At 45.3% G+C, this 24,799-nt stretch carries 22 protein-coding genes and 1 pseudogene; 17 read left to right on the plus strand and 6 right to left on the minus strand.

Annotated features, from left to right (window positions below; translation table 11 throughout):
- Positions 1–45: 45 nt before the first annotated feature.
- The gene (locus tag PPA03S_RS25305) at positions 46–1,206 is read left to right on the plus strand and encodes a cobalamin-independent methionine synthase II family protein (RefSeq protein WP_062327106.1); all 1,161 of its coding nucleotides are present in this window, start codon (positions 46–48) and stop codon (positions 1,204–1,206) included.
- 134 nt (positions 1,207–1,340) lie between these two features.
- Here the strand turns inward: PPA03S_RS25305 and PPA03S_RS25310 are convergent, their stop codons facing one another.
- Positions 1,341–1,889 (minus strand): GNAT family N-acetyltransferase, encoded by a 549-nt coding sequence (locus PPA03S_RS25310; RefSeq protein ID WP_062327108.1) that lies wholly within the window; start codon positions 1,887–1,889, stop codon positions 1,341–1,343.
- Positions 1,890–2,271: 382 nt separating this feature from the next.
- On the opposite strand from PPA03S_RS25310, the gene PPA03S_RS25315 reads away from it, so the two are divergent.
- The 3 genes from PPA03S_RS25315 (at position 2,272) to PPA03S_RS25325 (ending at position 4,648) form a co-directional block, all read left to right on the plus strand.
- Positions 2,272–2,850: a DUF4256 domain-containing protein gene (locus PPA03S_RS25315; protein ID WP_062327110.1), complete on the plus strand. Its 579-nt coding sequence runs from the start codon at positions 2,272–2,274 to the stop codon at positions 2,848–2,850.
- Positions 2,851–3,005: 155 nt separating this feature from the next.
- Positions 3,006–3,923, plus strand: coding sequence for an AraC family transcriptional regulator (locus PPA03S_RS25320; protein WP_062327112.1), 918 nt, complete (start codon positions 3,006–3,008; stop codon positions 3,921–3,923).
- A gap of 107 nt (positions 3,924–4,030) precedes the next feature.
- Complete coding sequence (locus tag PPA03S_RS25325; RefSeq protein WP_062327114.1) at positions 4,031–4,648, plus strand: GNAT family N-acetyltransferase; 618 nt, start codon at positions 4,031–4,033, stop codon at positions 4,646–4,648.
- An 88-nt stretch (positions 4,649–4,736) separates the two neighbouring features.
- Here the strand turns inward: PPA03S_RS25325 and PPA03S_RS25330 are convergent, their stop codons facing one another.
- The gene (locus PPA03S_RS25330) at positions 4,737–6,263 is read right to left on the minus strand and encodes a carboxylesterase/lipase family protein (protein ID WP_245683726.1); all 1,527 of its coding nucleotides are present in this window, start codon (positions 6,261–6,263) and stop codon (positions 4,737–4,739) included.
- Positions 6,264–6,460: 197 nt separating this feature from the next.
- Between PPA03S_RS25330 and PPA03S_RS25335 the strand changes: the two genes are divergently transcribed.
- Positions 6,461–7,312 (plus strand): AraC family transcriptional regulator, encoded by an 852-nt coding sequence (locus tag PPA03S_RS25335; protein WP_062327119.1) that lies wholly within the window; start codon positions 6,461–6,463, stop codon positions 7,310–7,312.
- Between the two features lie 164 nt (positions 7,313–7,476).
- Here the strand turns inward: PPA03S_RS25335 and PPA03S_RS25340 are convergent, their stop codons facing one another.
- On the minus strand, positions 7,477–8,640 hold the full coding sequence (locus PPA03S_RS25340; RefSeq protein WP_062327121.1) for a glycoside hydrolase family 27 protein: 1,164 nt from the start codon (positions 8,638–8,640) through the stop codon (positions 7,477–7,479).
- A 358-nt stretch (positions 8,641–8,998) separates the two neighbouring features.
- Between PPA03S_RS25340 and PPA03S_RS25350 the strand changes: the two genes are divergently transcribed.
- Together PPA03S_RS25350 and PPA03S_RS25355 are read left to right on the plus strand one after the other, a co-directional pair.
- Positions 8,999–9,790 (plus strand): AAA family ATPase, encoded by a 792-nt coding sequence (locus PPA03S_RS25350; RefSeq protein ID WP_245683727.1) that lies wholly within the window; start codon positions 8,999–9,001, stop codon positions 9,788–9,790.
- 30 nt (positions 9,791–9,820) lie between these two features.
- Complete coding sequence (locus PPA03S_RS25355; protein ID WP_062327127.1) at positions 9,821–10,528, plus strand: DNA alkylation repair protein; 708 nt, start codon at positions 9,821–9,823, stop codon at positions 10,526–10,528.
- A 229-nt stretch (positions 10,529–10,757) separates the two neighbouring features.
- On the opposite strand, the gene PPA03S_RS34430 is transcribed toward PPA03S_RS25355, so the two are convergent.
- On the minus strand, positions 10,758–10,838 hold the full coding sequence (locus tag PPA03S_RS34430; protein ID WP_353057537.1) for a putative holin-like toxin: 81 nt from the start codon (positions 10,836–10,838) through the stop codon (positions 10,758–10,760).
- 382 nt (positions 10,839–11,220) lie between these two features.
- On the opposite strand from PPA03S_RS34430, the gene PPA03S_RS25360 reads away from it, so the two are divergent.
- Positions 11,221–12,393 (plus strand): DUF4317 domain-containing protein, encoded by a 1,173-nt coding sequence (locus tag PPA03S_RS25360; RefSeq protein WP_062327128.1) that lies wholly within the window; start codon positions 11,221–11,223, stop codon positions 12,391–12,393.
- A 184-nt stretch (positions 12,394–12,577) separates the two neighbouring features.
- Positions 12,578–13,297, plus strand: coding sequence for an MBL fold metallo-hydrolase (locus tag PPA03S_RS25365; RefSeq protein ID WP_062327130.1), 720 nt, complete (start codon positions 12,578–12,580; stop codon positions 13,295–13,297).
- A gap of 122 nt (positions 13,298–13,419) precedes the next feature.
- On the opposite strand, the gene PPA03S_RS25370 is transcribed toward PPA03S_RS25365, so the two are convergent.
- The gene (locus PPA03S_RS25370; protein ID WP_062327132.1) at positions 13,420–14,364 is read right to left on the minus strand and encodes an AraC family transcriptional regulator; all 945 of its coding nucleotides are present in this window, start codon (positions 14,362–14,364) and stop codon (positions 13,420–13,422) included.
- A gap of 172 nt (positions 14,365–14,536) precedes the next feature.
- On the opposite strand from PPA03S_RS25370, the gene PPA03S_RS25375 reads away from it, so the two are divergent.
- The 4 genes from PPA03S_RS25375 to PPA03S_RS25390 all read left to right on the plus strand — a co-directional run bounded on the left by PPA03S_RS25375 (position 14,537) and on the right by PPA03S_RS25390 (position 19,656).
- A complete protein-coding gene (locus PPA03S_RS25375) occupies positions 14,537–15,556 on the plus strand; it encodes a glycoside hydrolase family 88/105 protein (protein ID WP_062327134.1) in 1,020 nt (339 codons plus the stop codon).
- A 13-nt stretch (positions 15,557–15,569) separates the two neighbouring features.
- Positions 15,570–17,750, plus strand: coding sequence for a 1,3-beta-galactosyl-N-acetylhexosamine phosphorylase (gnpA, locus tag PPA03S_RS25380; protein ID WP_062327136.1), 2,181 nt, complete (start codon positions 15,570–15,572; stop codon positions 17,748–17,750).
- Between the two features lie 147 nt (positions 17,751–17,897).
- The gene (locus tag PPA03S_RS25385) at positions 17,898–18,620 is read left to right on the plus strand and encodes an SMI1/KNR4 family protein (RefSeq protein ID WP_062327138.1); all 723 of its coding nucleotides are present in this window, start codon (positions 17,898–17,900) and stop codon (positions 18,618–18,620) included.
- 190 nt (positions 18,621–18,810) lie between these two features.
- A complete protein-coding gene (locus tag PPA03S_RS25390; protein ID WP_062327140.1) occupies positions 18,811–19,656 on the plus strand; it encodes a GNAT family N-acetyltransferase in 846 nt (281 codons plus the stop codon).
- A 179-nt stretch (positions 19,657–19,835) separates the two neighbouring features.
- On the opposite strand, the gene PPA03S_RS25395 is transcribed toward PPA03S_RS25390, so the two are convergent.
- A complete protein-coding gene (locus PPA03S_RS25395) occupies positions 19,836–21,176 on the minus strand; it encodes a lytic polysaccharide monooxygenase (RefSeq protein ID WP_062327142.1) in 1,341 nt (446 codons plus the stop codon).
- Between the two features lie 275 nt (positions 21,177–21,451).
- Here PPA03S_RS25395 and PPA03S_RS25400 point away from each other — a divergent pair, with 275 nt between their 5' ends.
- The 4 genes and pseudogenes from PPA03S_RS25400 (at position 21,452) to PPA03S_RS25415 (ending at position 24,774) form a co-directional block, all read left to right on the plus strand.
- On the plus strand, positions 21,452–21,763 hold the full coding sequence (locus PPA03S_RS25400) for a hypothetical protein (RefSeq protein WP_062327145.1): 312 nt from the start codon (positions 21,452–21,454) through the stop codon (positions 21,761–21,763).
- A 206-nt stretch (positions 21,764–21,969) separates the two neighbouring features.
- Entirely contained in the window at positions 21,970–22,989 is a 1,020-nt protein-coding gene (locus tag PPA03S_RS25405; protein ID WP_062327147.1) for a phosphotransferase enzyme family protein, read from the plus strand.
- Positions 22,988–23,203: pseudogene (locus PPA03S_RS25410) on the plus strand (hypothetical protein); the annotation flags it as partial. The gene PPA03S_RS25405 and the pseudogene PPA03S_RS25410, both read left to right, overlap by 2 nt.
- Positions 23,200–24,774 (plus strand): glycoside hydrolase family 43 protein, encoded by a 1,575-nt coding sequence (locus PPA03S_RS25415; protein WP_245683728.1) that lies wholly within the window; start codon positions 23,200–23,202, stop codon positions 24,772–24,774. The pseudogene PPA03S_RS25410 and the gene PPA03S_RS25415, both read left to right, overlap by 4 nt.
- Positions 24,775–24,799 lie beyond the last annotated feature (25 nt).

A 24,799-nucleotide genomic window follows, 5' to 3' on the forward strand; every position in this document is an offset into this window, starting at 1 on the left:
ATTCAGCATGATATGATAATCCTATACAACGAGGGGGTTTTTTACATGACTGATAAGTTCCAGATCGTAGGAAGTTTATTGCGGCCCGATGAGCTGCTGACATATAAAACGCAAATTGAACATCGTGATGACATCCAATATCCATTCTATGAAAACTTCGAAGGTTATGAGAAATGTGAGACGGAGGCAATTCAACAGGTTGTGAAAAAGGAGATTGAGCATGACCTGTCGATTATTACAGATGGCGAGTTCTCCAAATCGATGTGGCATCTGGATTTTGTGTGGGGCTTTGGCGGAGTTGAGCGTTATATCGCGGATCACGGATATTTTTTCAGAGATGTTGATGGGACTTCGAAATATGAAACACGCAAGGATATTGGCCTGCGCATTACGGGCGAACTGAGCGGCAAGAATCATCATTTCATTCAATTGTTCAAACAGCTGCAAGACACAGCGGGCGATCAGCAAACAAAACTTTGCGTACCGTCACCATCCCATATCTTCGGCGAACTTTCCTGGTCGGATAACATTGGCGGTACGGATGCTGTTTATCAGAACAATCAGGAACTCAAAGCGGGCCTTGTGAAGGCGTATAAGGAATTTGTGGAGGAATTCGCTGCGGCAGGCGGCAAAATTCTGCAATTCGATGATTGCTTGTGGGAGTTGTTTGCGGACGATAACCCGAACTCTCCGTTTACAGGGGAGCATATTAATCAAGAGGAAGTACAGGGTCTCGCTACCGAATTTATTGATATTAACAATACGGTGATTGACTTCGGTCATAGCCTGGGCTTGAAAATGTGGACACACAACTGCCGGGGGAACTATGATTCCCGCAACATGGGTGGTGGATCTTACGCGAAAATTGCGAATCTGTTCCTGAAGCAGTTGAAGTATGATCGTTTCTTCCTGGAGTGGGATGATGATCGTGCGGGTTCGATTGAAGCACTGGAAGTGTTCAAGGACAGACCTGAAACGGAAATTGTACTGGGTTTGCTGTCTTCCAAAACGAGTACCCTTGATGATGAGGCCCGTGTCGTTCGTTTACTTGACGAAGCATCCAAAATCATCGATAAGGATCGCCTGTTGTTGTCCCATCAATGCGGCTTTGCGTCCTGCGATGGCGGAAACGAACTAACCGAAGCCGAGCAATGGGCAAAGATCGATCAAGGCCAAAAGATTGCCAAGCAGTACTGGAGCAACTAAATTGTAAAAAAAGAGAACGTTTATATAGAGCGGCGGTCTTTTCCTGAATTCAATCCGGGAGAGGTCGCCGCTTTTGTTGTAGAAACGTTCCTTGGTGTGAACCGATCTGGATGGATATTCGGATATGGTCAACTCTATTGTGCACGCTGAGCAAGCCACTCTTTTTTCAGTAATGCATACTGATACGTATTCTCGTATTTTGGCGTGCCGTCTTCATTTTTAACAAATGAAACGAATTCGATGAAACAGCCTTCCTGGCGCATGCCCAGTTTCTCACACAGCTTCTGTGACCTGAAGTTATCGTCCTCGACATAAGCGTACAGTCTTCTTACTTCCTGTTGCGTAAAGAGGTACGCTATGAAGGCGTTCGCGCTCTCACTTGCGTATCCTTTCCCTTCAAATCTGGCATTAAAATTCCATCCGATACCATACGTATCCGAATCTCGTTCTTCTTTCATACCAAATAGCTCCCCGATCAGTTCGTTGCTGTCTTTCAGGCAGACCGCGATATGGGAGTCGTCACTGCTTCTTTTTTCGACCTCCGCAGAAGCTTCTTCCAACGTCGAAATCTGGTGATCTCTAAAGCAGTTTACTCTGGGATTTGCCGTATACTCCAATAATCCTGCTGCGTCGGTTGTGGTAAAATTTCTTAGCTTCAACCGATTGGTTTCGAGTGTTTGCATGAGTAATACCTCCATATCATTGTTCAAAAATATAGGCAAAACGTAAATAATGAATAGCTTTTCTCTGAGTTTGAATTCCGCATTTGAATGCAATATTTCATATTCTTGTAATTTTGAAAGTCTGGCCTTCATTCCATAATGTAAAATGTACAAGTATATATGAGCTGTGACAAGTAAAAAGCTGTGGAATAACAGGTTGTTTTTCGACTGTGAATTTACTAGAATTTAGTTGGACAAGAATGATTGAAATTGTACCCATTAAAGAAGCTGGCATATTCTCTAGCTTGCACTTACGCTTTATTAGCCCGATGAATTCTAATAAATTCGGCAATACTATTTTAACATCTAACAAAGAAACAGCCTATTGAAGGGAGAAATGTAAATGACAACAAGTCCAGTTGGAAGTGAGAGGGAATTATCACCAGAACAACGTGAGGGGCTGCTCACAACGTTGAAAGCCCGTTTTGAAAAAAACATGAACCGCCATCTAGGTTTGGAATGGGCCAGCGTGCAAGCCAAATTCGAAGCTCAACCTGAAAAACTGTGGTCACTCCATGAAATGGAGAGAACTGGCGGCGAACCGGATGTTGTTGACTATGACAGCAGGGCAGACGAATATACTTTTGTGGATTGTTCAGCGGAAAGTCCCAAGGGTCGGAGAAGTGTCTGTTATGACCGAGAAGCATTGGAGTCAAGGAAAGAACATAAACCACAAAATAATGCGATTGAAATGGCAGCAGCTATGGGTATTGAGCTTTTAACTGAAGAGCAGTACCGGGAGCTGCAGAAGCTGGGAAACTATGATTTGAAAACGTCAAGCTGGGTGACAACACCCGCTAATATTCGAAAGTTGGGCGGAGCCATCTTTTGTGATCGCCGCTATGACACGATTTTTGTGTACCACAATGGAGCAGAATCCTACTATGGTGCAAGAGGATTTCGCGGATCATTAAGGGTCTGACTTGTTAAGGGCATAAACCTGAATAGTTCTACCTGTGTTTTAAGCTCAAGTGGTATTGTGACTTGAGTTTTTTTGTTATCGGCAAGCAAAACGTATACTAAGAAAGCTGCAGGGCTAGTGCCAATATTAAACTTATGCAATGAGGGGTTCAATATATGAATAATGAATATAAAGATAGAATGGATAAAGTAGTTCAATATATTAGGCAAAATAGCCAGCAAAAGCTCAACCTCGATATGTTGGCTGACATTTCAGGTTTTTCAAAATATCATTTCACAAGAATATTCACCTCGTTGGAAGGTGTGTCTCCAATTGCATTTGTGAATCGAGAGCGTTTACAGAAGTCTGTATGTCTTTTGGGGGAAAACAATCGAACCATATTGGAGATATCGAATGATTGCGGCTTCGAATCGGTATCCGCCTTCAATGCTCTCTTTAAGAAACACTATGGCAAGACCCCAAGTGAAGTTCGAAATAACATCAGAAAACATAGCAATTATCCTTTACATTTTAGCAAGAAGCAAGAAGAGTTATCCTCTTTGGAAGATTACAATAGAAATGGAAGAAATCATCTTTTGGAGAGGGCTTGGAAAAAAATGATAACGATCAAGGAACTTCCGGAATATGAAGTGGCGTACGTCAGACATGTGGGGAGTTATTTGCATACTCATGTGGCATGGGAGAAGTTGGGTTGCTGGGCAAACGGGCAAGGATTTACTCCGAACGATCATTATTTTATCGGGGTGTCTTTGGATGATGGAAATTTGGTTGAAGAATGGGCTTGCCGTTACGATGCTTGCGTAACATTGCCCCGTGGATTTGAGAAGCTTCAGCATCAAGGGCATGTAGAATTTAAAACGCTATCTGGTGGAATGTATGCTGTATATCCATTCTACGATACCATTGACCATTTCGTTCTCGCTTATGAAAGCGTATTTGGCTTATGGCTGCCGAATAGTGAGTATGATGCCGATGACAGACCAAGCCTTGAATTCTGCATGAATGATCCGGCGAAGGATGAGCAGGGGAAATGCAAAATCGATCTATGTATTCCGATCAAAAAGTCAACGTAACGATGCATCCGATGAATCATAATTATAGCTATAAAAGCTGAGGTGAAGCACGTGCTTGGTGGTTCATGATATCCCAATGAAAAGAGAAAATATGGAGAGGTGAAGGAATGAATTTGGAAGCCGTTTATGATCAATTTCCAATCCTAAAGTCAGATGAATGGATATTGAAAAGAATTGAGGATCAGCATGTTAACGAAGTTTTCGAAATCTACGACAATGACAACGTGTTTGAATACTGCGGCATCATACCGAAACACAATAAAGATACCGTAAAGAAGATGATCGGGCATTTTGAGAGAGATTATAATAAGAGATCCAGGGTGAAGTGGGGCATATTCGCCAATTGTGAACCCGATCGGTTGCTTGGCATTATGGAGGCTGTCGATTTCAACCTGAAAGTGAATATGGTGACGATCGGCTACTTTTTAGCGGAATCTCAATGGGGGAAGGGAATTGCGACCCGCGCGGTGGGGATGTTGCTCGAATTTTTGTTTACGAAGGTTAACGTTAACAGAATTCAGGCAGAAGTGATGCCTGCCAATGAACTTTCAAAGAAGGTGCTATTAAAAAACGGCTTCATCCATGAGGGAACGCTTAGACAAGCAACCTTATGGTCAGGCAAAGGAATTGTCGACTTGGAGATGTACAGTATTCTAAGAGAAGACTATATCATATTACATCGGGATTCTATAGATGGTGGGGAAGGCGCTCGAGTAGGCGAATGAAATAAATGGCTCAATGATCCAACCGGTAAAAAAGAGCCATGCGTTGGCATGGCCCATACATATATCGTTAGAAGACAAGCTTTATGTTTTAAACAACAGGAGCACTCTGTTTCTTGAAATATTGTTCAATTAGAAATGCCAACATCGGTCCAGGGTCTGCCTTCTGTAATTGAGCCTGATCGCCAAACTCCATGAGATATGGCTGCTCCGTGGTACAAGGAATCCAATGAGGCATCGGCTTTCCGGTAGAGTCTGGACCGTTCGGGTCACCCGTAGCAATAAAATTGGACATATAATTGCACATCTGGCGGGCCAGATCGTAATGCTTGCCTACGAAAGGGCGCCAGCACTTGGCGAGCGTTTCAAAGAAAAACCATAGATCGACGGAGTGGAAGGTACCCGGTTGGTCCCAACCCGGAATCTCGGCGTCGAAGTTATAATAGTAAAGCGGCGTTTCAGATGGATGACCGCTGTTTGCACGGATGGCAAGCTGGATAGCATGCTCGATCATGCGGACAGATGCTTGCTGCAGGGCATGCTCCATTGAGTCGGTATCTGTCTCACATAGCTGCAAAAAGGCAGGAGCATCGTCGCCGAACATCTCCACAGCCATCTGTTTCAGTTCTTCCAGATCGGCAGCAGCGGGACGGGTCCAAAACTCGGAAGAAGTATGTCCCAGCATGACGGGGATTGGCTCGCGCTCCTGTTGAATAAAGCGGGTAAACGGATCACCTGCACAGAATTGTTCGTCGATGACGGTTCCCCAGAAGCCTTTGTATTCCAGCGCTTTGTCGCGAACATATTCGGCATCCAGTTGTCTGGCCTCTGCCAGGGAAGATACGCCCAGGAAACGGAAAAATTCAACTCCTTCCTGCTCTGCATCCCGCAGGGTGGAGCGGACAGAGGGCACGCGGACCTTGGGGTACAGCTCGGTGGCTATGCCGCTCATAATGACGGCTCGCTGGAACAAGCCTTTATTTTGCGGAGAGGTCATCTGGCTTAGTACACTGCCTCCTCCAGCCGACTGCCCGCCGATCGTGATCTGGTCAGGATCACCGCCAAAGGCGGCAATGTTGCGTTTGACCCACTGGGTACCTGCTTGCTGATCGAGATGTCCGAAGTTGGCCGGTGCTTGTGGAGATTCAGCACTAATCTCGGGGTGACACAGGAAGCCGAAGGCATTCAGCCGATAGTTAATTGTGACAACGACAATACCTCTGCGGGCGATCCGCTCGCCATCGAACTCCATTTCGGCTGTATTTCCGACCTGCAGCCCTCCGCCAAAATACCAGACAAAGACAGGCAGCTTCTCGTCCGTGCGCTTGGCGGGTGTCCAGACGTTCAGATACAGACAATCCTCGTTCATGGGCAGGTCGGGATCAACAGACCATTCGCGAGTATAAATATTGTTATCGTCGATGACCGTTTTGGCCTGCATGGAGATCGGGGCAAAATCAAAAGCCTTCAGAATGCCATCCCAATTGGACGGCGGCTGCGGAGCGCGCCAGCGATTCTCACCTACAGGAGGTGCAGCAAAAGGAATTCCCTTGAAACTGGTAATCCGCGGGTCCGCCGCGGGCAGCCCTTGCACTTGTCCGTTTTCTACCGTAACCATCCTAAGCAACACAACATTCTCCTCTCTGGATTAAAGCGTATATAGTTCATGCCGACCAAAGATGTGTGGGTGCGCTTACAAATCTGTGGGGTAAGATGCCCTCTATTTCCATAATAAGCAACTTTCAGGGACCTTTCCAGTACCAAACGATAGTAAACCATTCAGTCGACGATATATGTGGAACGGGGGAATCAGGATTGAATCCGATATGGCATGAGAGCAGCAGAAGCAGTCATTTGTATTTTATCAGCGGCGGTCACAAGCCAGCCAACCTTCACCAATGGGGGCCAGGAGTTCGTGACGTTTATGCGCTGCACTATGTTATCCGTGGCCAAGGAACACTGGAGACGGGCGGCTGCGTTTATCAGCTGGGTGCAGGGGAAAGTTTTATCATTTTTCCGCAAAAGGAGATCTACTATTACCCAGACCCGCAAGATTCGTGGGAGTATGTCTGGGTGGAATTCAGTGGTGCGGATGCCGGGCAGTTGCTGGAATTGACGCAGTTTTCAGAGGCACAACCTGTGGTGAAAGTCGCACCGGAGTCGCTGCAGCCCTTTTTCCACCTGGCCTGGAATGCAGGTACATCTCCCTATGACATACTACGGGCCGATGCCCGTTTGCGTCTGCTGCTGTCCTATTACATGGAGTATTATCCAAAGGAGCCGCAGATGGATACGAAGGATTATGTCTGGCTGGCGAGAAAATACATCGAGCAGAATTACTGGAAGCCGGCATTGACCGTCACGGAGATCGTAAAGGCAGTCAATCTGGAGCGCAGCTATTTGTTTCGACTATTTAAGGGAGCTACCGGCAAGTCTGTACTGGAGTATATTACATCCTGCCGAATCCGACGTGCCTGTGAACTACTGAAGACATCGGGTTTGCCCATTCAATCGGTAGCCTACTCCGTCGGCTACAATGATCCGTTATATTTTTCCAAAGTATTCAAGAAAGCCACATCGCATACGCCATCAGCATACATGATGCTGCATACAGAACCGACAGAGCTTCAGCGGAACAGGGCGCAGTTGCCGGATTCCCGGAAATAACGAATCAGCTTCTCAATGGGCTCGCGTCCGCAATTCAGCTTATGGCCAAGGCAGTCGATACACGAGAATTGCTGGGCAGAGCGCGATACCAGCTTCAGGTAGATGGCTACATCGTCCGCCGCAAGCGGAACCTGACAGGACTGGCACAGGCGGTTGCTGACCATCTACTTCACCAGCTTAGCCCGGACAATGAGGCAGTCATGTGCTGCGACAACGGGAGCGAAGCGTTCACGGAACACGCCCAGTTCTTGATGTTCCCAGCAGTCGTACAGTGACAGAGCGTAACCGGCAGCGTAAGGCAGACCCATGTCCCAAAATTGCAGTGACAACTCCCGCTGGCTGTCGCTCAGATTGAAGAAACCGATGGCCAGATCGCCGTCTGTCAGCACTTTTACCAGCATAAATACATCGTCTGAGTGAAACCACTGCGGCTCTGGTTTAATGCGGTAAGCTCCGCGTGCCTCCATATCCTGATTGATGGCGATCATGTCGGGGTTCAGCAAAATATCCTTCGAGACCTGGTTAGCCTTACGCACGTCGCATCCGATCATCAATGGTGAACCCATCATGGACCAGAGCGAGAAATGGGTTTTATACTCGATGTCATTGCATCCGCCGATGCTGCCAATATAATCATTGTTGCTTCCGCCGTACATGCCCACAATCAGCATGTCCATGTCGTTATGGCAGAAGGAGCCGGTGTAGCTTTGTTTACCGAGCTGCGACAGGGCAAGTTCTTTCACCGAATCCCAGTTGTCGCGGATATCGCCAGTGGAGCGGTACATATGAGCACCGGATTCCCGAATCCAGTCGTATACGTCGTCGGCTCCCCAGTTGCAGGCGGAGAACAGGATATCGCGTCCGCAGTTTTTGAGTGCGAGGCTCATCCGTTTGTACAGCAGCTCACCGGAGATATGACGCGGCTTGAAGCAGTAGTCATACTTCAAATAATCGACGCCCCACTCGGCAAAAAGTGCAGCATCCTGGAATTCATGCTCAAAGCTGCCTGGGTACCCGGCACAAGTATGCGTGCCAACGCACGAGTACATGCCGAACTTCAGTCCTTTGTCATGGATATAATTGGCAAGCGCTTTCATTCCGCTTGGGAATTTCTCAGGATCTGCCACCAGATTGCCGCTTGTGTCCCTTTCCTTCAGGCTCCAGCAATCATCTATGACAATATACTCGTAGCCAGCGGCCAGATAACCTTCCGATACGAACACATCAGCGACATCCCGAATTAACTGTTCGTTAATATCCCACGTAAACGTATTCCACGAATTCCAGCCCAGGGCGGGGGCAAAGCCTAACACTTGGTTGTTGCTCATCTTCTCGCATCCTTCCTCATCTCGTTTTCGTAACAGTACTAAACTGAACATAAACGATGAGCGTCGTTTCCTACCATAGCTTGACGTTGCTTGGACATGGACAAATGATGCTCTACTGGTGGACATAGCTTTCCCGCTTTAGACAAGTGGAGGGTATTCAGAATGTTCCCTGGATCAGCATAAAGAAAGGAGAAATGCCTGCCTGCGAAGAAGTTATATTCTTTCAGGTGTCTGTGCGAAATAATGGCATGGATGCTATGATTGGTGATAATATAATCATCCGACAGGATGAAGCGGAAGGCGTATCGAGGCATGAGCATAAAGGAGAGAGCCGATGATATATTTAAGCAATTTCCAATTGTCTTCACAAATTTCCGGCAATCCTAATATATATCCTGATCATGTATTCAAGCATATGTCAGGGGAAGTTCTTTTTTTTGATCGGGTTACGGTGCTCTATGGCAGCAACGGTTCTGGCAAATCCACCTTGCTGAACGTGATTGCCAACAAGTTGGGAATCAAGGGTTCTGAACGAATGACAACTTATGGACACAGCGCCTATGTGCAGCGTTTTCTAGATATGAGCAGTTATGAACTTGGGCATGACGAACAAGAGCGTGTCATCCGGCAACTGCCGGAAGGGAGCCGATACATCAAGTCAGAGGACATTTTGTATGAAATCAAGAAGATTCAGCAAGCAAATGTGCTTCGTGAAGGACTGTTGTATGAACAGATCCAGCAAGGAATGAGCCAGGCCGAGACAGATAAGTTAGAGCATTCCTATGCATTCAAGAAAAAGCTGGATAACATTCAGTTTTCTCAGGAAAAATACTCCAATGGGGAAACCTCTATGCAGTTTTTCGAAGAGTACCTGCTTCCGGGCCAATTGTATTTATTGGATGAACCGGAAACGTCACTTTCTCCTGCGAACCAAATCAGGTTGGCAGAGCAAATCAATGAGTTGGCGCGTTATTTCGACAGTCAATTTATTATTTCGACGCACTCGCCTTTTGTTCTGGGGACACTCCATGCTAAAATTTATAATCTCGACGGAACGATGTTGCAAACGGCAGAATGGTTCGAACTGGACAATGTGCGATTTTTTCACCAGTTTTTCGACAAACATAAACGTCTGTTTGATCAGACATAAAAATTTTATAGGATTGAGGAGTGTTGCGAAGTGAATCTGGATGAAGTGATGCAAGAGCTGGAAGCGCTGGGCAAAGAACGAACCAAAAAAATGTACATGTCTAATGGGGCACATGAGCCGCTCTTTGGCGTAGCAACAGGGGCAATGAAACCGATCGCGAAAAAAATAAAAAAGGATCAACCTTTGGCGGATCAGCTATACGCTACTGGGAATTATGATGCCATGTACTTCGCCGGAATCATAGCCGATCCTAAAGCCATGACCCGAGCGGATTTTGAGCGATGGATGGATACGGCTTATTTTTACATGATCTCGGATTATATCGTTGCGGTCACGCTTGCCGAGACGGATATTGCGCAAGAGGTTGCGGATGCATGGATTGCAAGCGGGGATGAGCTGCGAATGTCCGCAGGCTGGAGCTGTTATTGCTGGTTGCTTGGTAGCCGTCCGGATCATGAATTTGACGAAGGTAAACTAAGCGATATGCTTGGACAGGTACAGCAGACGATTCACGAAGCACCTGAACGAACGAAATATTCGATGAACAACTTCCTGTATACCGTGGCAACTTCCTATCAACCTTTGCACGATCAGGCGGTGGAGACAGCTAAGGCCGTTGGCCCTGTCGAAGTGAACAAGGACAAGCCCAAGAGCACGTTTCTGCAAGCTTCCGAAAATATTCAAAAGGCCGTGGACAAAGGGCGTATCGGGTTTAAGCGTAAATATGTAAGATGCTAAAACGATCGCTAAATGGTCAGTTCTCATATACGGATCATGTGGAGATCGTGGCTACGCTGTGGATTGAAATCTGCAATCACCATGTTATAATAAGGACAGAAACAGCTTATAATGCAAAGAGAGCCGTGCGCTAACACGACTCTCTAATGCAATAGCCGCTTTTAAGGGCGGTGGGCTTAACAAGAGGATACACGATCAAGTAGACCGCAACCTTTGCATGGGGGGCGGTCTACTTGTGTTTATTGGACAGCAACGCTACGATCAGCGAACCGAAGGTAAGCATCAGCATAATCGCTTCAAACACTGTCACAAGGCATCACCTCCCTTCCGGGAGATTAGCCGACCGCACATATAAGCCTTTCTATTGCTCAGAAATTATACCATATTTTTCTTGAGGATGAATAGATGAACCATTATTCGTTCCACTTCCGAGTTGAACATTTTCAACGGGAATCCGACAAGGTTACTCCCAACCGGGGACTACTGTTGAATGCGGACGTTCTGCTGAACGGCTGTTAGAATCACGAAAAAAGGCGTAAGCGAATCATTTCCTAGGCGTCTTTCTTTTTTTGTGCTGCACGCCTTGGAGTGTCAATGTAAATGTTCTTTAGTTGAACTTATCTAGCGAAGGGTTTTTATATCCTTTATACTAATAAAGCCAGAAACATACCTAAGGAGTTGCCAAATTCAATATGAATAAAAAAGAAGTCGCGCATATACGTAAGCAATTTAAGATGGATCATGATTTACTGAATATTTACGATATTCTCAACGTGTATATTACGAAGGAAACGAACGAGGTCTATCACTGGGAACGCCATCCGTTTGAGCTGGTGGACAGAGAGAAACAGGAACTGTACATGGGTAATTTCAAAAAATTGCTGACAGGCGAGTTGGATCAGAAATTGTTTGAGCTGAAGTTCCAGGAACAAGCGGAGGAGCCAGCTCAGGTAATGCTTCACCAAGCACTGGTAACAGGAGATCCGGAAGAATGGCAGGACCTGATGCTGCTGCTCGTGGATCGAATGCTGGTGGATGCGAAGTATGAACGGGATATGGTGGTCACATTCGTTCGTGGACAGTATTACTTGCCGACCAAGGCCCGTAACGATGAAGCGGAAGAGAGCGAGAAAAATGAAGTGTTCGCACATCCATTCATTCTGTGCAGTGTGAATTCCACAGAGAAGCAGCGGAAGACGCTCTTGTTTGATTATGTGGAGAGAGAATTTAAGTACAATGTCATTGTAGATCCGGTTGTCAAATTAAGCACCCCGGAGCAGGGTTTCCTGTACCCGAGCGTAACGGACAACTACTCCGATGTGAATCGTGTTCTATATTGCACAGGGAAATCCAATTTCCCGGATCCGCATTTTGTTGAAAATGTTTTGAATGGAGAAAGGTCTGTGACAGCGCTGGAAGAACGGGCGATCTTCGAAGATATCGTGAAGGAAGTGGCCGGTGAACAACTCGACTCAGCCACAATTGCACATGTGTATGAGGAGATCAATCGGGTCATCGAAATTAACGAAGAGTCACATGAGGAAGAACCTCCGAAGCTCGATTATAAAGATCTGGAACGTGTGCTGACTGCAAGCGGTGTAGAGGACCTGACGTCGGAGAAAGTGGAACGTGCATTTGAAACCATCGTCGACAACAAGAATTATGAAATGAAAGCGACCAGTGTTATGCCGAAGTTTACGTCCAAGTCCATTAAGATTGAAACCAAAGTTGCTACGATTTCGGTTAGCCCACAAGACTTGAGATATGTGAAACAAGTGAATTTTCAAGGCAGACGGTGTATCATGATTGAAGTGGATGAAGATGTCGTGATTGAAGGGTTCACGCTTACGACAGAGGTACTGTAGAATTGCCTCACGGTTTTGTTTTTTGAGATAAATAGATGGAAATTAATATGGGCTATTCTTAAAATCTTTTATCAGGATTTTGGATAGCCCATATTGTAGTTGTAACTCATTTTTCTCTTTTGGGCTTGAAATATTTGGTATAGTACATCTTAAGTCTGTATCATAAAGGTGGGAACGCTATATTATGGAACTGAAAAAATTAAATGAATCTATTTATTATTCCGAAAGTGTCAGAGAAACAGATAGACCTGTTTTAGGGTATGTATTAGGTAGAAACTTCTCCATTATGATTGATTGTGGCAATTCTAAATCGCATTTCGATGCATTTATCAAGTGTCTGGATGATCAAGATCTACCACGTCCCAAATATGCTTTGATCACCCACTGGCATTGGGATCATACTTTTGGCATGCATGCGTTTGATGGAGAAACCATAGTCTCATCGGCAACGAATGAAATACTCCAGAGACTAAAAGGATGGGAATGGGATGAAGAATCTGTCTTAAAACGTCTGGAGACTAAAGAAGAAATAGATTTTGCCTATAATTGTATGAAAAAAGAATATGATACGTTTGATGATATTGCGGTTAGCACGGGTTCGATTATGTTCGAGGATTTTTTGACGCTAGATTTGGGGGATACTACTTGCCAGATACTAAAGGTAGGCGGACCTCATGAAGAAGATTCTTGTGTTGTATATTTAAAAGAAGCCGGAATTTTATTTGCAGGTGATGCACATAGTGGAGATTACTATCATGGGGAAGGCAAGATTGATCCTATTAAAATGAGAGCATATGTTGAGTTTTTGAAGGACCTTTCATTTACTACGTATGTTCCAGGACATGATGCACCAATGAGCAAGGATCAAATCATTCAAGTGTTAAGTCGTTTTTGTAATGTGTAGTACAGTAAGTGGTATCTTCATTACGGCAATTAAATTAAACATTTCAATTCAAGGAGACGCTCGAGACTTGCCCCCGAAGCGTCTTAAATTTGCCTATAAACTCTTTCGCAGATATCCCATCCCTACATCCACCCCGTAAATTCCAATATCGACGCTTTCGCGGATTGCACTTCGGACTGTGCGCCTTTGCGCCATTCTTTTGGCGATTTCCCCATAAGTCTGGAGAAACATCGGTTGAAGCTGGAAATGGACTGAAAACCGACTTGTTCGGAGATCGAAAGAATGGAAGCGTCTGTGCTTTTTAATTGCTTGCAGGCTTCTTCGATCCGGGTGCTGTTTAGGAAATCCAGAGGTGCGGTTCCCATAATGTCATGGAATTTTCTTCGAAAATGAGTGGTGCTCAGATGGCACAGATTAGCTAGGAAATCGATGGTGATGGGTGACATATAGTTTTTGGCGATATACTCCAGAACCGGAGAAATAACAAGATCACCTTTTGAATGATGCTGCGTTTCTTGATCTGCCAAGGGTTCATTCCGGGAATGGATTCGCAGGAGTTCGATATAAAGGGATAACAATAAACCATAGGCACTTTCCTGATAAAAAGGATTTTTCTGCTTTATTTCTTCTACGACGGATGTCGCAAGGGTGTAAATCCTCGGATGTTCTTCCCTGTTTAGAATGCAGTTCAATCCCTGAATTCGCCACCAATTGGGCTCAAAGTTACTGTCGGCACTGCTCTTAAACGAATGTTGAAAGAGGTCCTCCGGTGAGAAAAAGAGATAAGACCATAAACTGGCTTCATTGGGTGAGCTGTACGTCGTATGAGGAAGATACCTGGGGATAAAGGTCACATCACCGGCTTTAAAAGGTACCGATTCACCTTTGATCTCCATAATGCCGCTATCCGAATGGCAAATACCAATCTCCAAATGGTTATGGAAATGAAGATGTTCACTTTTGATATCGGAAATCTTCCAACGTTCTCCGCTTAACAACAGAATAGGAAAGTGGATCGGCAAGCTGTAGTGACGGTATTCAATGATGGGCTGCTTTTTTCTGGGCACATTCGATAACTCCCGTTCATAAATGATTGAAATTGCGCAGTTTTGTTGCGAATATGCTTAGATTGAGACTATTTTACTTCGTACAATGGAATAAGTAAAGCGTTTACAAAAATGGACGAACACCTCTCAGGGCGCACTTGGGGGCGTGAGCGCAGGGAGAGGGGAATTACCGATGCTTCAAGTGAAATATGACAGGGAACAGATTCTACACGTAATCGAGAACGTTACCAAGAAAACACTGGATATGGATCTGACATGGGATTGGCCCGGCGGTGTGGCTTATTATGGCGTATCCAGAGCCTATCAAACGACAGGCAACCAAGAGATTCTGGACAGGCTGGTGAAATGGGCAGACGAATATATCGAGCTGGGACTGCCGAGTTGGACGGTAAATACATGTGCCATGGGCCATGTGCTCATCACTTTATATGAAGAAACCGGAGATCAGAAATATTGGGATATTGTCCTCAGCAAGGTGGATTATCTGCAAAATCATGCGCTTAGATTCGGAGATAACGTGCTGCAGCATACGGTATCCGTTTCCAATGATTTTCCGGAACAGGCTTGGGCGGATACCTTGTTTATGGCGGCATTTTTCCTGCTGCGCGTAGGTAGCAAATTAAAAGATGAGGCCATGATTCAGGATGCGCTGAATCAGTACTACTGGCATATCAAATACCTTCAAGATCCGAGCAGCAGTCTGTGGTATCACGGTTATAACAATATCAACAAGGACCATATGTCCGGATTTTACTGGGGAAGAGCGAACGCTTGGGGAGCCTATACGATGTCTCAAGTGAAGCCGCAATTGAACGACTGGTACCTGTATCCGCAATGTATGGATGTAGAATGTGCACTTCGCGATCAATTGGCGGCTCTCAAGCTGTTGCAGACCGAGAATGGTTTGTGGCGTACGGTTCTGGATGACGAAGATTCGTATGAAGAGGTATCGGCTTCTGCTGGAATTGCAGCAGCCATGATTAATAACGGCAATCCACTGCATACCAAATATGTGCAAAAGGCACTGGAAGGCATCCTGAGCAACATTAGCGAAGATGGACGCGTGCTTGGGGTATCTGGCGGTACAGCGGTGATGAAGGATCGGGATGGCTATCGCAATATTCCAAAAGACTGGATTCAGGGCTGGGGTCAGGGCCTTGCGCTCGCTTTCCTGTCCGACATGTTGAAATAGGGAGGGAACCAAGTTGTCCAAACCTAGCAAAGGCTCCTTTACGCTGCCTGGGGAATCCGGTTATGAGGAATTGACTTTACAACTTGCCGGTCGCTGGGGTGCCGATGTGATTCGAGATAGTGACGGTACAAAATTGTCCGATGAGATTATCAATGCCGGATATGGTATCTATTCAACCATTTGCATTATTCGGGATCATAATGAGTGGGCATCCCGTAATCTGGATAAGTTGCAGCAATGTTTTCTCATTACGAATCCGAAGGTCGCTGTACAAGATTATGTATCCATCTATCTGATGGAGGACTTCTTCGCTGAACAATTCAGGGTGAATGATTCCAAAGAAGCGTTTAAATATTGGCAGGTGTACGACCGAACGACTGGGGAAGAAGTTCCTAGAGGACAGTGGAATTATGAAAGGGAATCTGGCAATGTTGTGATTACTGGCGTTGCTCCTTGGCATAAATACACGGTAAGTTTCATGGTTTATCGGATATGGGAAGAGATTTCCATGTACAATCATACAACGAATGATTGGGACAAAGAGCATCTGATGCAGATTGATCCGATCTATACAGAAACGCAAACGTATCTGCTGGACTGGATGGAAAAGTGGTGCCAAGACCATCCGGAAACAACAGTTGTCCGGTTCACCTCCTTATTCTATAATTTCGCCTGGATCTGGGGCAGTGATGAGCGGAATCGCCATCTGTTCTCGGACTGGGGTTCATATGATTTCACGGTAAGTTCGAGAGCGCTGGATCTGTTTGCTCAGAAATATGGATACTCCCTCTCTGCCGAAGACTTTGTGAATGGCGGTAAATATCAGGTCACTCATATGCCTGCGGATCAGCGCAAGCTGGACTGGATGGCATTTATCAATGATTTTGTGATTGAATTCGGTAAAAAGTTAATTGATATTGTACACAAGCATGACAAGCTGGCGTATGTCTTCTATGATGACAGCTGGGTAGGCATGGAGCCTTACAATGATCGCTTTCAGGAGTTTGGATTCGACGGCATGATCAAATGTGTGTTCTCCGGCTATGAGGCAAGAATGTGTTTAGGCGTTAAGGTGGATATCCATGAGATCCGTCTGCACCCCTACTTGTTTCCGGTTGGTTTAGGCGGGCTACCTACCTTTAAGGAAGGCGGAGACCCTACGCTGGATGCCAAAAAGTATTGGATCAACATAAGGCGTGCTTTGCTCAGAGAGCCGATGGATCGGATTGGATTGGGCGGATATCTGCATCTGGTTGAGCCATACCCGGACTTTGTGGATTACATCGAGAAGATTGCGAATGAGTTCAGGGAAATAAAAGAGCTGCATCATGATGGCAAGCCTTATCAGATTAAGACGAAGGTAGCTGTGCTGCATAGCTGGGGCAAATTAAGATCGTGGACATTGTCCGGCCATTTTCATGAAACGGTTATGCATGACTTGATTCATGTAAATGAAGCCTTATCGGGATTACCGGTTGAAGTACAGTTCATTGATTTTGAAGATATCCGTCAGGGCATATTGCAAAATATAGATGTCGTGATCAATGCCGGCTCTGCCGGTTCAGCCTGGAGCGGCGGAGATCATTGGAATGACCACCAGTGTGTGGACCTGCTGACCAAATGGGTGTATGAGGGCGGTGCCTTTATTGGCATCAACCAGCCATCGGCGGTAGACGGGTACGACAGCTTTTTCCGAATGGCACATGTGCTTGGGGTGGATGAGGATACTGGTGCCAGAGTTGTTCATGGAAAATGGTCATATGAGACTAGTGATAAGCATGGTTTGGTGCCTGAGGGGGCAAGCATAACGCCGAAGAATGGTATTTATCTTACCGATGGATCGGCGGATGTGCTGTACGAAACGGAAGGCAACATTACGCTGTCTACGCATTCGTTCGGCAAAGGAAAAGGGATCTATCTTCCAGCATTCGAATTCAACTGGGAGAACACCAGATTGCTGCTGAATCTAATTCGCTTTGCCGGCCATGAATCTCATGAAACGAAGTACATCACGGATAACGTATATACAGAGTGTACTTATTATCCGGAGAGTAAAATATTGGTCGTTATTAACAATAGTGATCAGGTTGAAACCACGACGATCGATACCGAGTATGGAAAACAGACCCTGGAATTGGCCCCGTATGATACGGTTATCACCAGAATAGGTTTAACAAAATCGGTATCCCCATAGAATAGTGACTCAATAGACCGCATTCCCTAACCAGGAAGCGGTCTATTTTATCTGAAAAGGAATTTTACCCATTCATATTTTTTAATGTAAACCATGGAGCTCGGTTGTTCTTTAATATATACATTATAGAGGCAGGAGGAGATCAACTTGAATGCAGAATATAAATACCTGACCCAAATTTTGGAATGTCACAATGATACGGAAGAATCCATTTCCGAGGAAGACATTCGTGAACAGGAACATCGTCTTAGTATTCAATTTCCGAAAGCACTGCGCGAATACTATAAAAGGTTTGGCAATTCCATGTACATCACGCAACATTGCAATAATCAGTATGAGCCGATGACCCTGCAGAATATTTTTGTGCCGGGTCCCGATTTCTTTACGAGGGACAAGGATTTTCTGGTGTTCTATCAATGTGAAGAATCAGTAATCTATTGTGGCATTCGATTCAGCGATCTGACAAGGGAAGATCCTCCGGTTTATATATGCGCGTGGAACAATCCCGACTGGGTTTTGGAGAACGAATCGCTCACGAATTTTTTGGTATGCAAGGCTTTCATTCAGATGGGTATAGAAGACAGGCTGCCCTATTGGGTTATTTTTGATGAAAATATGTGGGGTTTATCCGAATATCAAGCGTATTGGAATTTAAACGACGAGCAATATGAAATAAAAGAAACGTCATCCATGCAGGCATGGCGAATATTTTATAAGAATGATGTCATCCTTCTGTTTGAAATGGCTCTTGAAGAAAATGATGATGATATTTTGGCCGTATATTTGGCGTCTTTCAATAAGCAGAGTATGTTGGACCTTACAACTCAGGATGTTGCGCTGCCTGAATACAGGACCAATATAGGCTCATAGTTCAAACGGATTCACTGCTCGGAATCACGATCTTATTTCTAATTTCAGCTCGGTTTTTCTTATTCTATGACGTTTATAGTGCGGGTTTTACTGTATCGTGTTAGCATTATTTAGTAAAATATTTAAATAAGGGCAGAGATCATGAGCCCTAATATGTTATTGCTGTCTTTTCAAAGGAGAGAGTGCCCGAATGTACACTTATAAAATGTTGGACAAAATAAGCATGGAAACACTTCACCAAGCGTTTGTGGATGCCTTTTCCGATTACCAGGTTAAAATGGATTTGCCTTTTTGGAAATTTCAGCAAATGCTTCAACGAAGGGGCTACCACCCCGAAATATCTATGGGAGCCTTTAAGGATGAGAAAATGGTCGGGTTTGTTATCAATGGACTTCGAAACTGGAATGGAAAGGCAACCGCATATGACCTCGGAACAGGTGTTGTAAAAGAATTTAGACGGCAGGGCATAACAAGCGATCTGCTCTTGAATATACAAAAGCTGCTAAAAGAAAAAAATGTAGAGCAATATTTGCTGGAAGTCATCCAATCCAACGAATCTGCAGTTCAGCTTTACAGTAAACAAAACTTCAAAATTCAAAGGGAATTTTCATGTTTCCAGTTGCAAAAAGATAAATTCATACCGCAAACGACCTGCACGGTGGAATGTGTGGAGAGGATCGATCTGGAGCAGTACAAGGCATTTTGGGATATGGAGCCATCCTGGCAAAATTCAATTGATTCCATCTACGCTGTGCCGGAAGCTTTTATCTATGTGGTTGCACGTCTGGATCACAGCATTGTTGGCTATGGCATTATAGATAAAAAAACAGGTGATATTCCTCAGCTCGCAGTCAACCAAAATTACCGGGGCAAAGGCGTTGCAAGCAATATCCTGACAGAGATGGTCCTTAATACTGAATCCCCTAAGGTCAGTGTCCTCAATATGGAAGCTCATCTGAAACCGATGGAAGATTTCCTGGTCAAATCAGGCTTTGCGTATCATGTTGGCCAGTACGAAATGCTCTTGAAATTATAACGTGGTTGCCGACAGCCTTTTCCGAATGACACATGTGCTTGGGGGTTGGGACTAATTCCTGAAGCGTCTTATTTTTGCACATTGTAGTACAAAGCCGATCCCATGAATTATGGACCGGCTGTTGTTGTAAATCAGCATCTATATGGAATTCTTTTCAACTAATCCTCCAGTCAATCCCGTTATTGCAGCTGCCAGAGGGTTGGTGTTGCCGAAGGGATCCAATCCACTTGAGACTTGTGGGTTAGGAGGCATTTGTATGTCAGGTTATTGTAGCTCACGATTGTACCCGCTGTGTATTGCGTATTGGCTGCCCATGCAGGTGCAGCAGCAGCTGCGGCTGTTTTACCGCTGACTGTGCTAGCAGCCGATTGGTTGCCTGCTGCATCCACAGCATAAACCGAGAAGTTGTAGGTTGTGTTCGCTTCAAGATTAGTTACCGTATAAGACGTTGCCGTCCCGGATGTCGTTGTAACTAAAGTAGAGCCGTTATAAATTTTATACCCTGTCACTCCTACATTATCCGTGGATGCCGTCCACATCAGCTGAATGCTGGACGCGGTTGGTGTTCCCATCACATGCAGCCCGCCTGGAGCTGTCGGTGCGGTAGTGTCATTAGCAGGAGGTGCAGTTGTGGTAACGCTTACACTATTACTGGCTGCAGATTCGTTGCCTGCTGCGTCGACTGCTTTGACAGTAAAGGTATATGCCGTATTTGCTGTCAGCCCCGTTACCGTATAGCTTGTAGTTGTGCCGGGGACATTCCCTACCAAAGTATTCCCGTTGTAAATTTTATACCCTGTTACACCTACATTATCTGTTGAAGCCTTCCATGATAAAGATGTACTGGTCGCAGCAGTTGCAGTTGCTACAAGGGAAGTTGGAGCTGTTGGTGCTACGTTGTCCACCGGATTCGTCCCGGAGAAGTTTACGTCGATGACATTATAGAAGGCGTTGGCAGTATCCGCAACCTCCCAGACGGCTAGAATGACATGATAACCGCTGCGTTCTGGTACGTTGCATGAGTTGGTGTAACTAAATGGAGGTTGGCTGCCATTATAGGCAACGGAACAGAACGGTGTCAGGTCAAACGAATCACGAGATAGAGGTGCATTCGGATTCCAGTTCGTTTTCGTAATATAATACTTCCAGCTTGCCGTTGAATGGTTAGCTGTTAGCTTCCAAGTAAACGTATTACTACCACTAGACATATTCACTTTCGACCAACGCGTAGCAGATTGCTCATCAAGCTTAGGGAACACACCGTTAGCACTTGCAATGTGGCCGTCGGTAGGTCCAGCACTAGGGAAACCCTTAGTTGCTTCCAGGCTTTGGGGTTCATACACGATATTGCCGCAATCCTGATTGACTCCCGAAGCACACAGTGCAGCCCGGCTCGCTGGCCCTTCTACGTAACCATGTGACAATGCCCTTGGACTGTTGAACAGCATGCTTACCGTTGTAAGTACCAGCAAACAGCAAATCAATACGAGCTTTGAAGACGGTAAAATGAATCTGAACATTCGATAGCCTCCTGTATCATTTTTTTATATAAACTCAAGTCAGAGCTTATATCGTAAGGAAGTGCTATACATGGATGTTGTTTATAAAGAAATCGATATAGGGGAATTTCTAAAGTTATTGTATAGGACGCACATTTGCTGAACAAGGATAAATTTGATAGATAATCCAGTTATTCAAAGCTTAGGTAGTCATGCAAAAAGGCCTTCATCACCTTGAGTTTGGTGCTTGGAAGTAAACCAAATTTTTCATTATTTTTTTGTGGGGTGATATGGTTATGGAAAAAGTATTGGGTATTGTCGGTGGTCTGATTGGTATTCTTGCTTTTATTTTTGTTAATATTGCTCCTAATTCAAATGAAATTTCAACCGTTATTTTGGTTTTTGGTTTGCTTATTCCATCCTGTGGTGTGATATATGCTTCTTTAACTCAAAGAATTTTATTATTTATAATTTTTGTGATTTGGTCTTTACCATTAAGCCTTTATATCTCTTCTGGTGAAGGATTTTTCAAGTATATTTGGATTAATCTTGCTTTATTTTTAATCAGTTTTGTATTAATGGTAATAAAAAAGAGACCAGGCATCTGATGCCAGAGCTCTTTTTTATCAGTAAATTTCGATGGTGCTTGTTAGCAAAACGTTAGCTTCCCAGTTGCATCCTCAATAGCATCATAATCGATTAAATATATATTCTGGAAAATAAAATAAAAATATACTATGTTATAGGTAGATAGATGAAGCATCATTATCTGTATCTATAGTGATGATTATATTAAACTAAAGGGAGCATACATATGTTTAACCAACCGACTGCTTTACGTTCAGTGCTCAATCCTAAATATCTGGAGTTTGTATTGAGTGATCAATATGACATCGGACCATGGAAAGAATGTTTATTTTGGCTGCGAGGGTTAAATGATACCTACCGGGTACGTACTTCCAACGGTTTGTATATTCTGCGTGTCTACCGTACAGAAATTACGGAGGAAGATGTTCGTTATGAACTGTCCTTATTGTCTGCATTAAAAGGTAATCTGAGTTCATCTGCACATACCGACATTGGAGAGTATATCGAGAAAAAGGATCACACCGGATATACGATGCTTGATGCGGCAGAAGGAAAGCGTGTGGCGGTGATGTTTCGCTATATCGAGGGAGCAGAGAATAACCTTGAGGATGAGGAATCCTGTTATACCTTTGGTCAGTCTGCCGCCGAATTGCACAGTGCCATGGATCGGGTAACGCTGGAGCTGCCACGGTATGAGCTGGATACGAAGTTCCTGATCGACGAGCCGCTGGAGCTAATCTTGAATTATGTCGGGAAAAGTAGTGAAGCAGTACCATTTCTGAATGCGTTTACACAAGTGTTAAAAGAACGGATTGCTGCCATATCCAGTCAAGGCCTGGATGTTGGACTGTGCCATGGCGATATGCATGGGAACAATAATGCTTTTCTGCAGGGGAAACAGTTTATCCATTACGACTTCGAGTGGGCGGCCCCTGGCTGGCGTGCCTATGATCTGGCTCAGGTGAAGGCTCGAAAGAGACAATCCGGTGAGCGTAAAGCAGTCTTGTGGGATGCACTCATGGCGGGTTATCGTTCGGTTCGAAGCTTCTCCAAACAGGATGAAGAGGCTGTTGATCTTTTCATCATCGCTCGCAGATTTTGGGTGATGGGTCTGGATGTTGCGTTTATTGAGAGTGATACGGGCGGGCTGGATTATGGTTCGGATTGGCTGGACAGTTTCATTGAGGAGTTTCGTGAGGCAGGAATTGTTGTAAGTGATGACTTACAGCAATTATGGATTCAATGAAGAATGCCTTCTGGATGGGGCTGGCGATTTTAAAATCTTCATGCGCATCGTGCTTCCGCTGTCCAAGCCCGTCAAAGATGTAACCAACATGGTCACTCCCGTATTCATTCGGGCAGCGATCACGGTTGTGACGGCCATGCCTATCGTTTTACTGTATCCGTTCTTGCAAAAATACTTTGTGACTGGACTCACTAGTGGAGGGGTAAAAGAATGAAAAAAGTAATGGAAGGCCAGCAATGCAAGTTCAAAAACCCGATTATGCCCGGGTTTTATCCAGATCCATCCATATGTCGGGTGGGGGAAGATTTTTATTTGGTGACATCGACTTTTGCCTATTTTCCTGGCGTTCCGATCTTTCAAAGCCGTGATCTTGTAAATTGGAAACAGATTGGCAATGTGCTGGATCGTCCTTCCCAGTTGAATCTTGAGGGTGCTGGTCATTCACAGGGCATTTTCGCTCCAACGATTCGTTATCATGAAGGAACCTTCTATATGATTACAACCAATGTATCACATGGCGGGAATTTTGTTGTAACGGCTACTGATCCGGCGGGGCCATGGTCCGATCCTTATTTTATCGAAGGAGCAGAAGGCATCGACCCAACGATTTTCTTCGATGATGGCAAAGCCTATTACCTGGGAACGCGGCCTTGCTCGCAAGGGGTCCGTTATAACGGCAATTGGGAAGTATGGCTGAGGGAGCTGGATCTGACAACCATGAAGCTGGTAGGTGATAGCCATGTGCTCTGGCGCGGGGCTATGGTGGATGTCATTTGGCCGGAAGGTCCGCATTTGTATAAAATCGACGAATATTACTATTTGTTGATTGCAGAAGGAGGTACAGGACCGAACCATGCCGTGACTGTTGCTCGCAGCAAAAGCTTGACTGAAGGATTCGTCGGTAATCCGAACAATCCGATTATTACGCATCGCCATTTGGGCAAGCGTTACCCCATTGTTAATGTGGGACATGCCGACCTGGTGCAGAGTGCGAACGGTCAATGGTTCATGGTCATGCTGGCTTCCCGTCCGTATGGAGGAAGCTTTAGCAACTTGGGCCGGGAGACGTTCCTCGCTTCGGTCGATTGGGAGGACGGATGGCCGGTAGTGAATGAAGGCCGCGGAATTCTGGAGGAGCAGGGTATTGTGAGTTTGACACCAGCTCCCGTCGAGCCGCCATTGCGAACCGACCACTTTGACAGTGATCATCTGGGCTTGCAATGGATGTTTCTGCGTAATCCCCAGGAGGACCTCTATTCATTAACCGAGCGAAAAGGATACTTAAGGCTGAAGCTGAAACCGCAAACATTGAAAGAGAAAGAGAATTCCAGCTTTGTTTGCCTGCGGCAAAGGCATATGGATTACGTGGCAGGCACAGTGATGGAATTTGTGCCCCAAAGCGTTCATGAGACGGCTGGTCTTGTCGTCATTCAGAATGATCAATATCATGTTCGGATTGAGCGTGCGATGACCGAGCAGCAGCAGGTGCTGCGCGTGATGTCCTGGATCGACGGTCAGGAAACCCGCATTGCGCAAATCGTGCTGGACAGCGATGCTTCGCGAGTGTATATCAAAATGGCTGCATTAGGACAGCAGCTCAGTTTTTACTACAGCACGGATGGAAGTCAGTATCATCTGGTTGCAGAACAGGTGGATACGAGCAGCTTGAGTACCGAGGTGGCCGGGGGCTTCGTTGGCTGCTGTATCGGCATGTTTAGCACCAGCAATGGCGAGCCATCGGATCAGGCAGCCGATTTTGACTGGTTTGAATACGGTTCCTACTGACGGAGCCGATAACTCCCAGAAAGAC

It is taken from the genome of Paenibacillus pabuli NBRC 13638 (genome assembly GCF_001514495.1).
Taxonomy (GTDB): Bacteria; Bacillota; Bacilli; order Paenibacillales; family Paenibacillaceae; genus Paenibacillus; species Paenibacillus pabuli.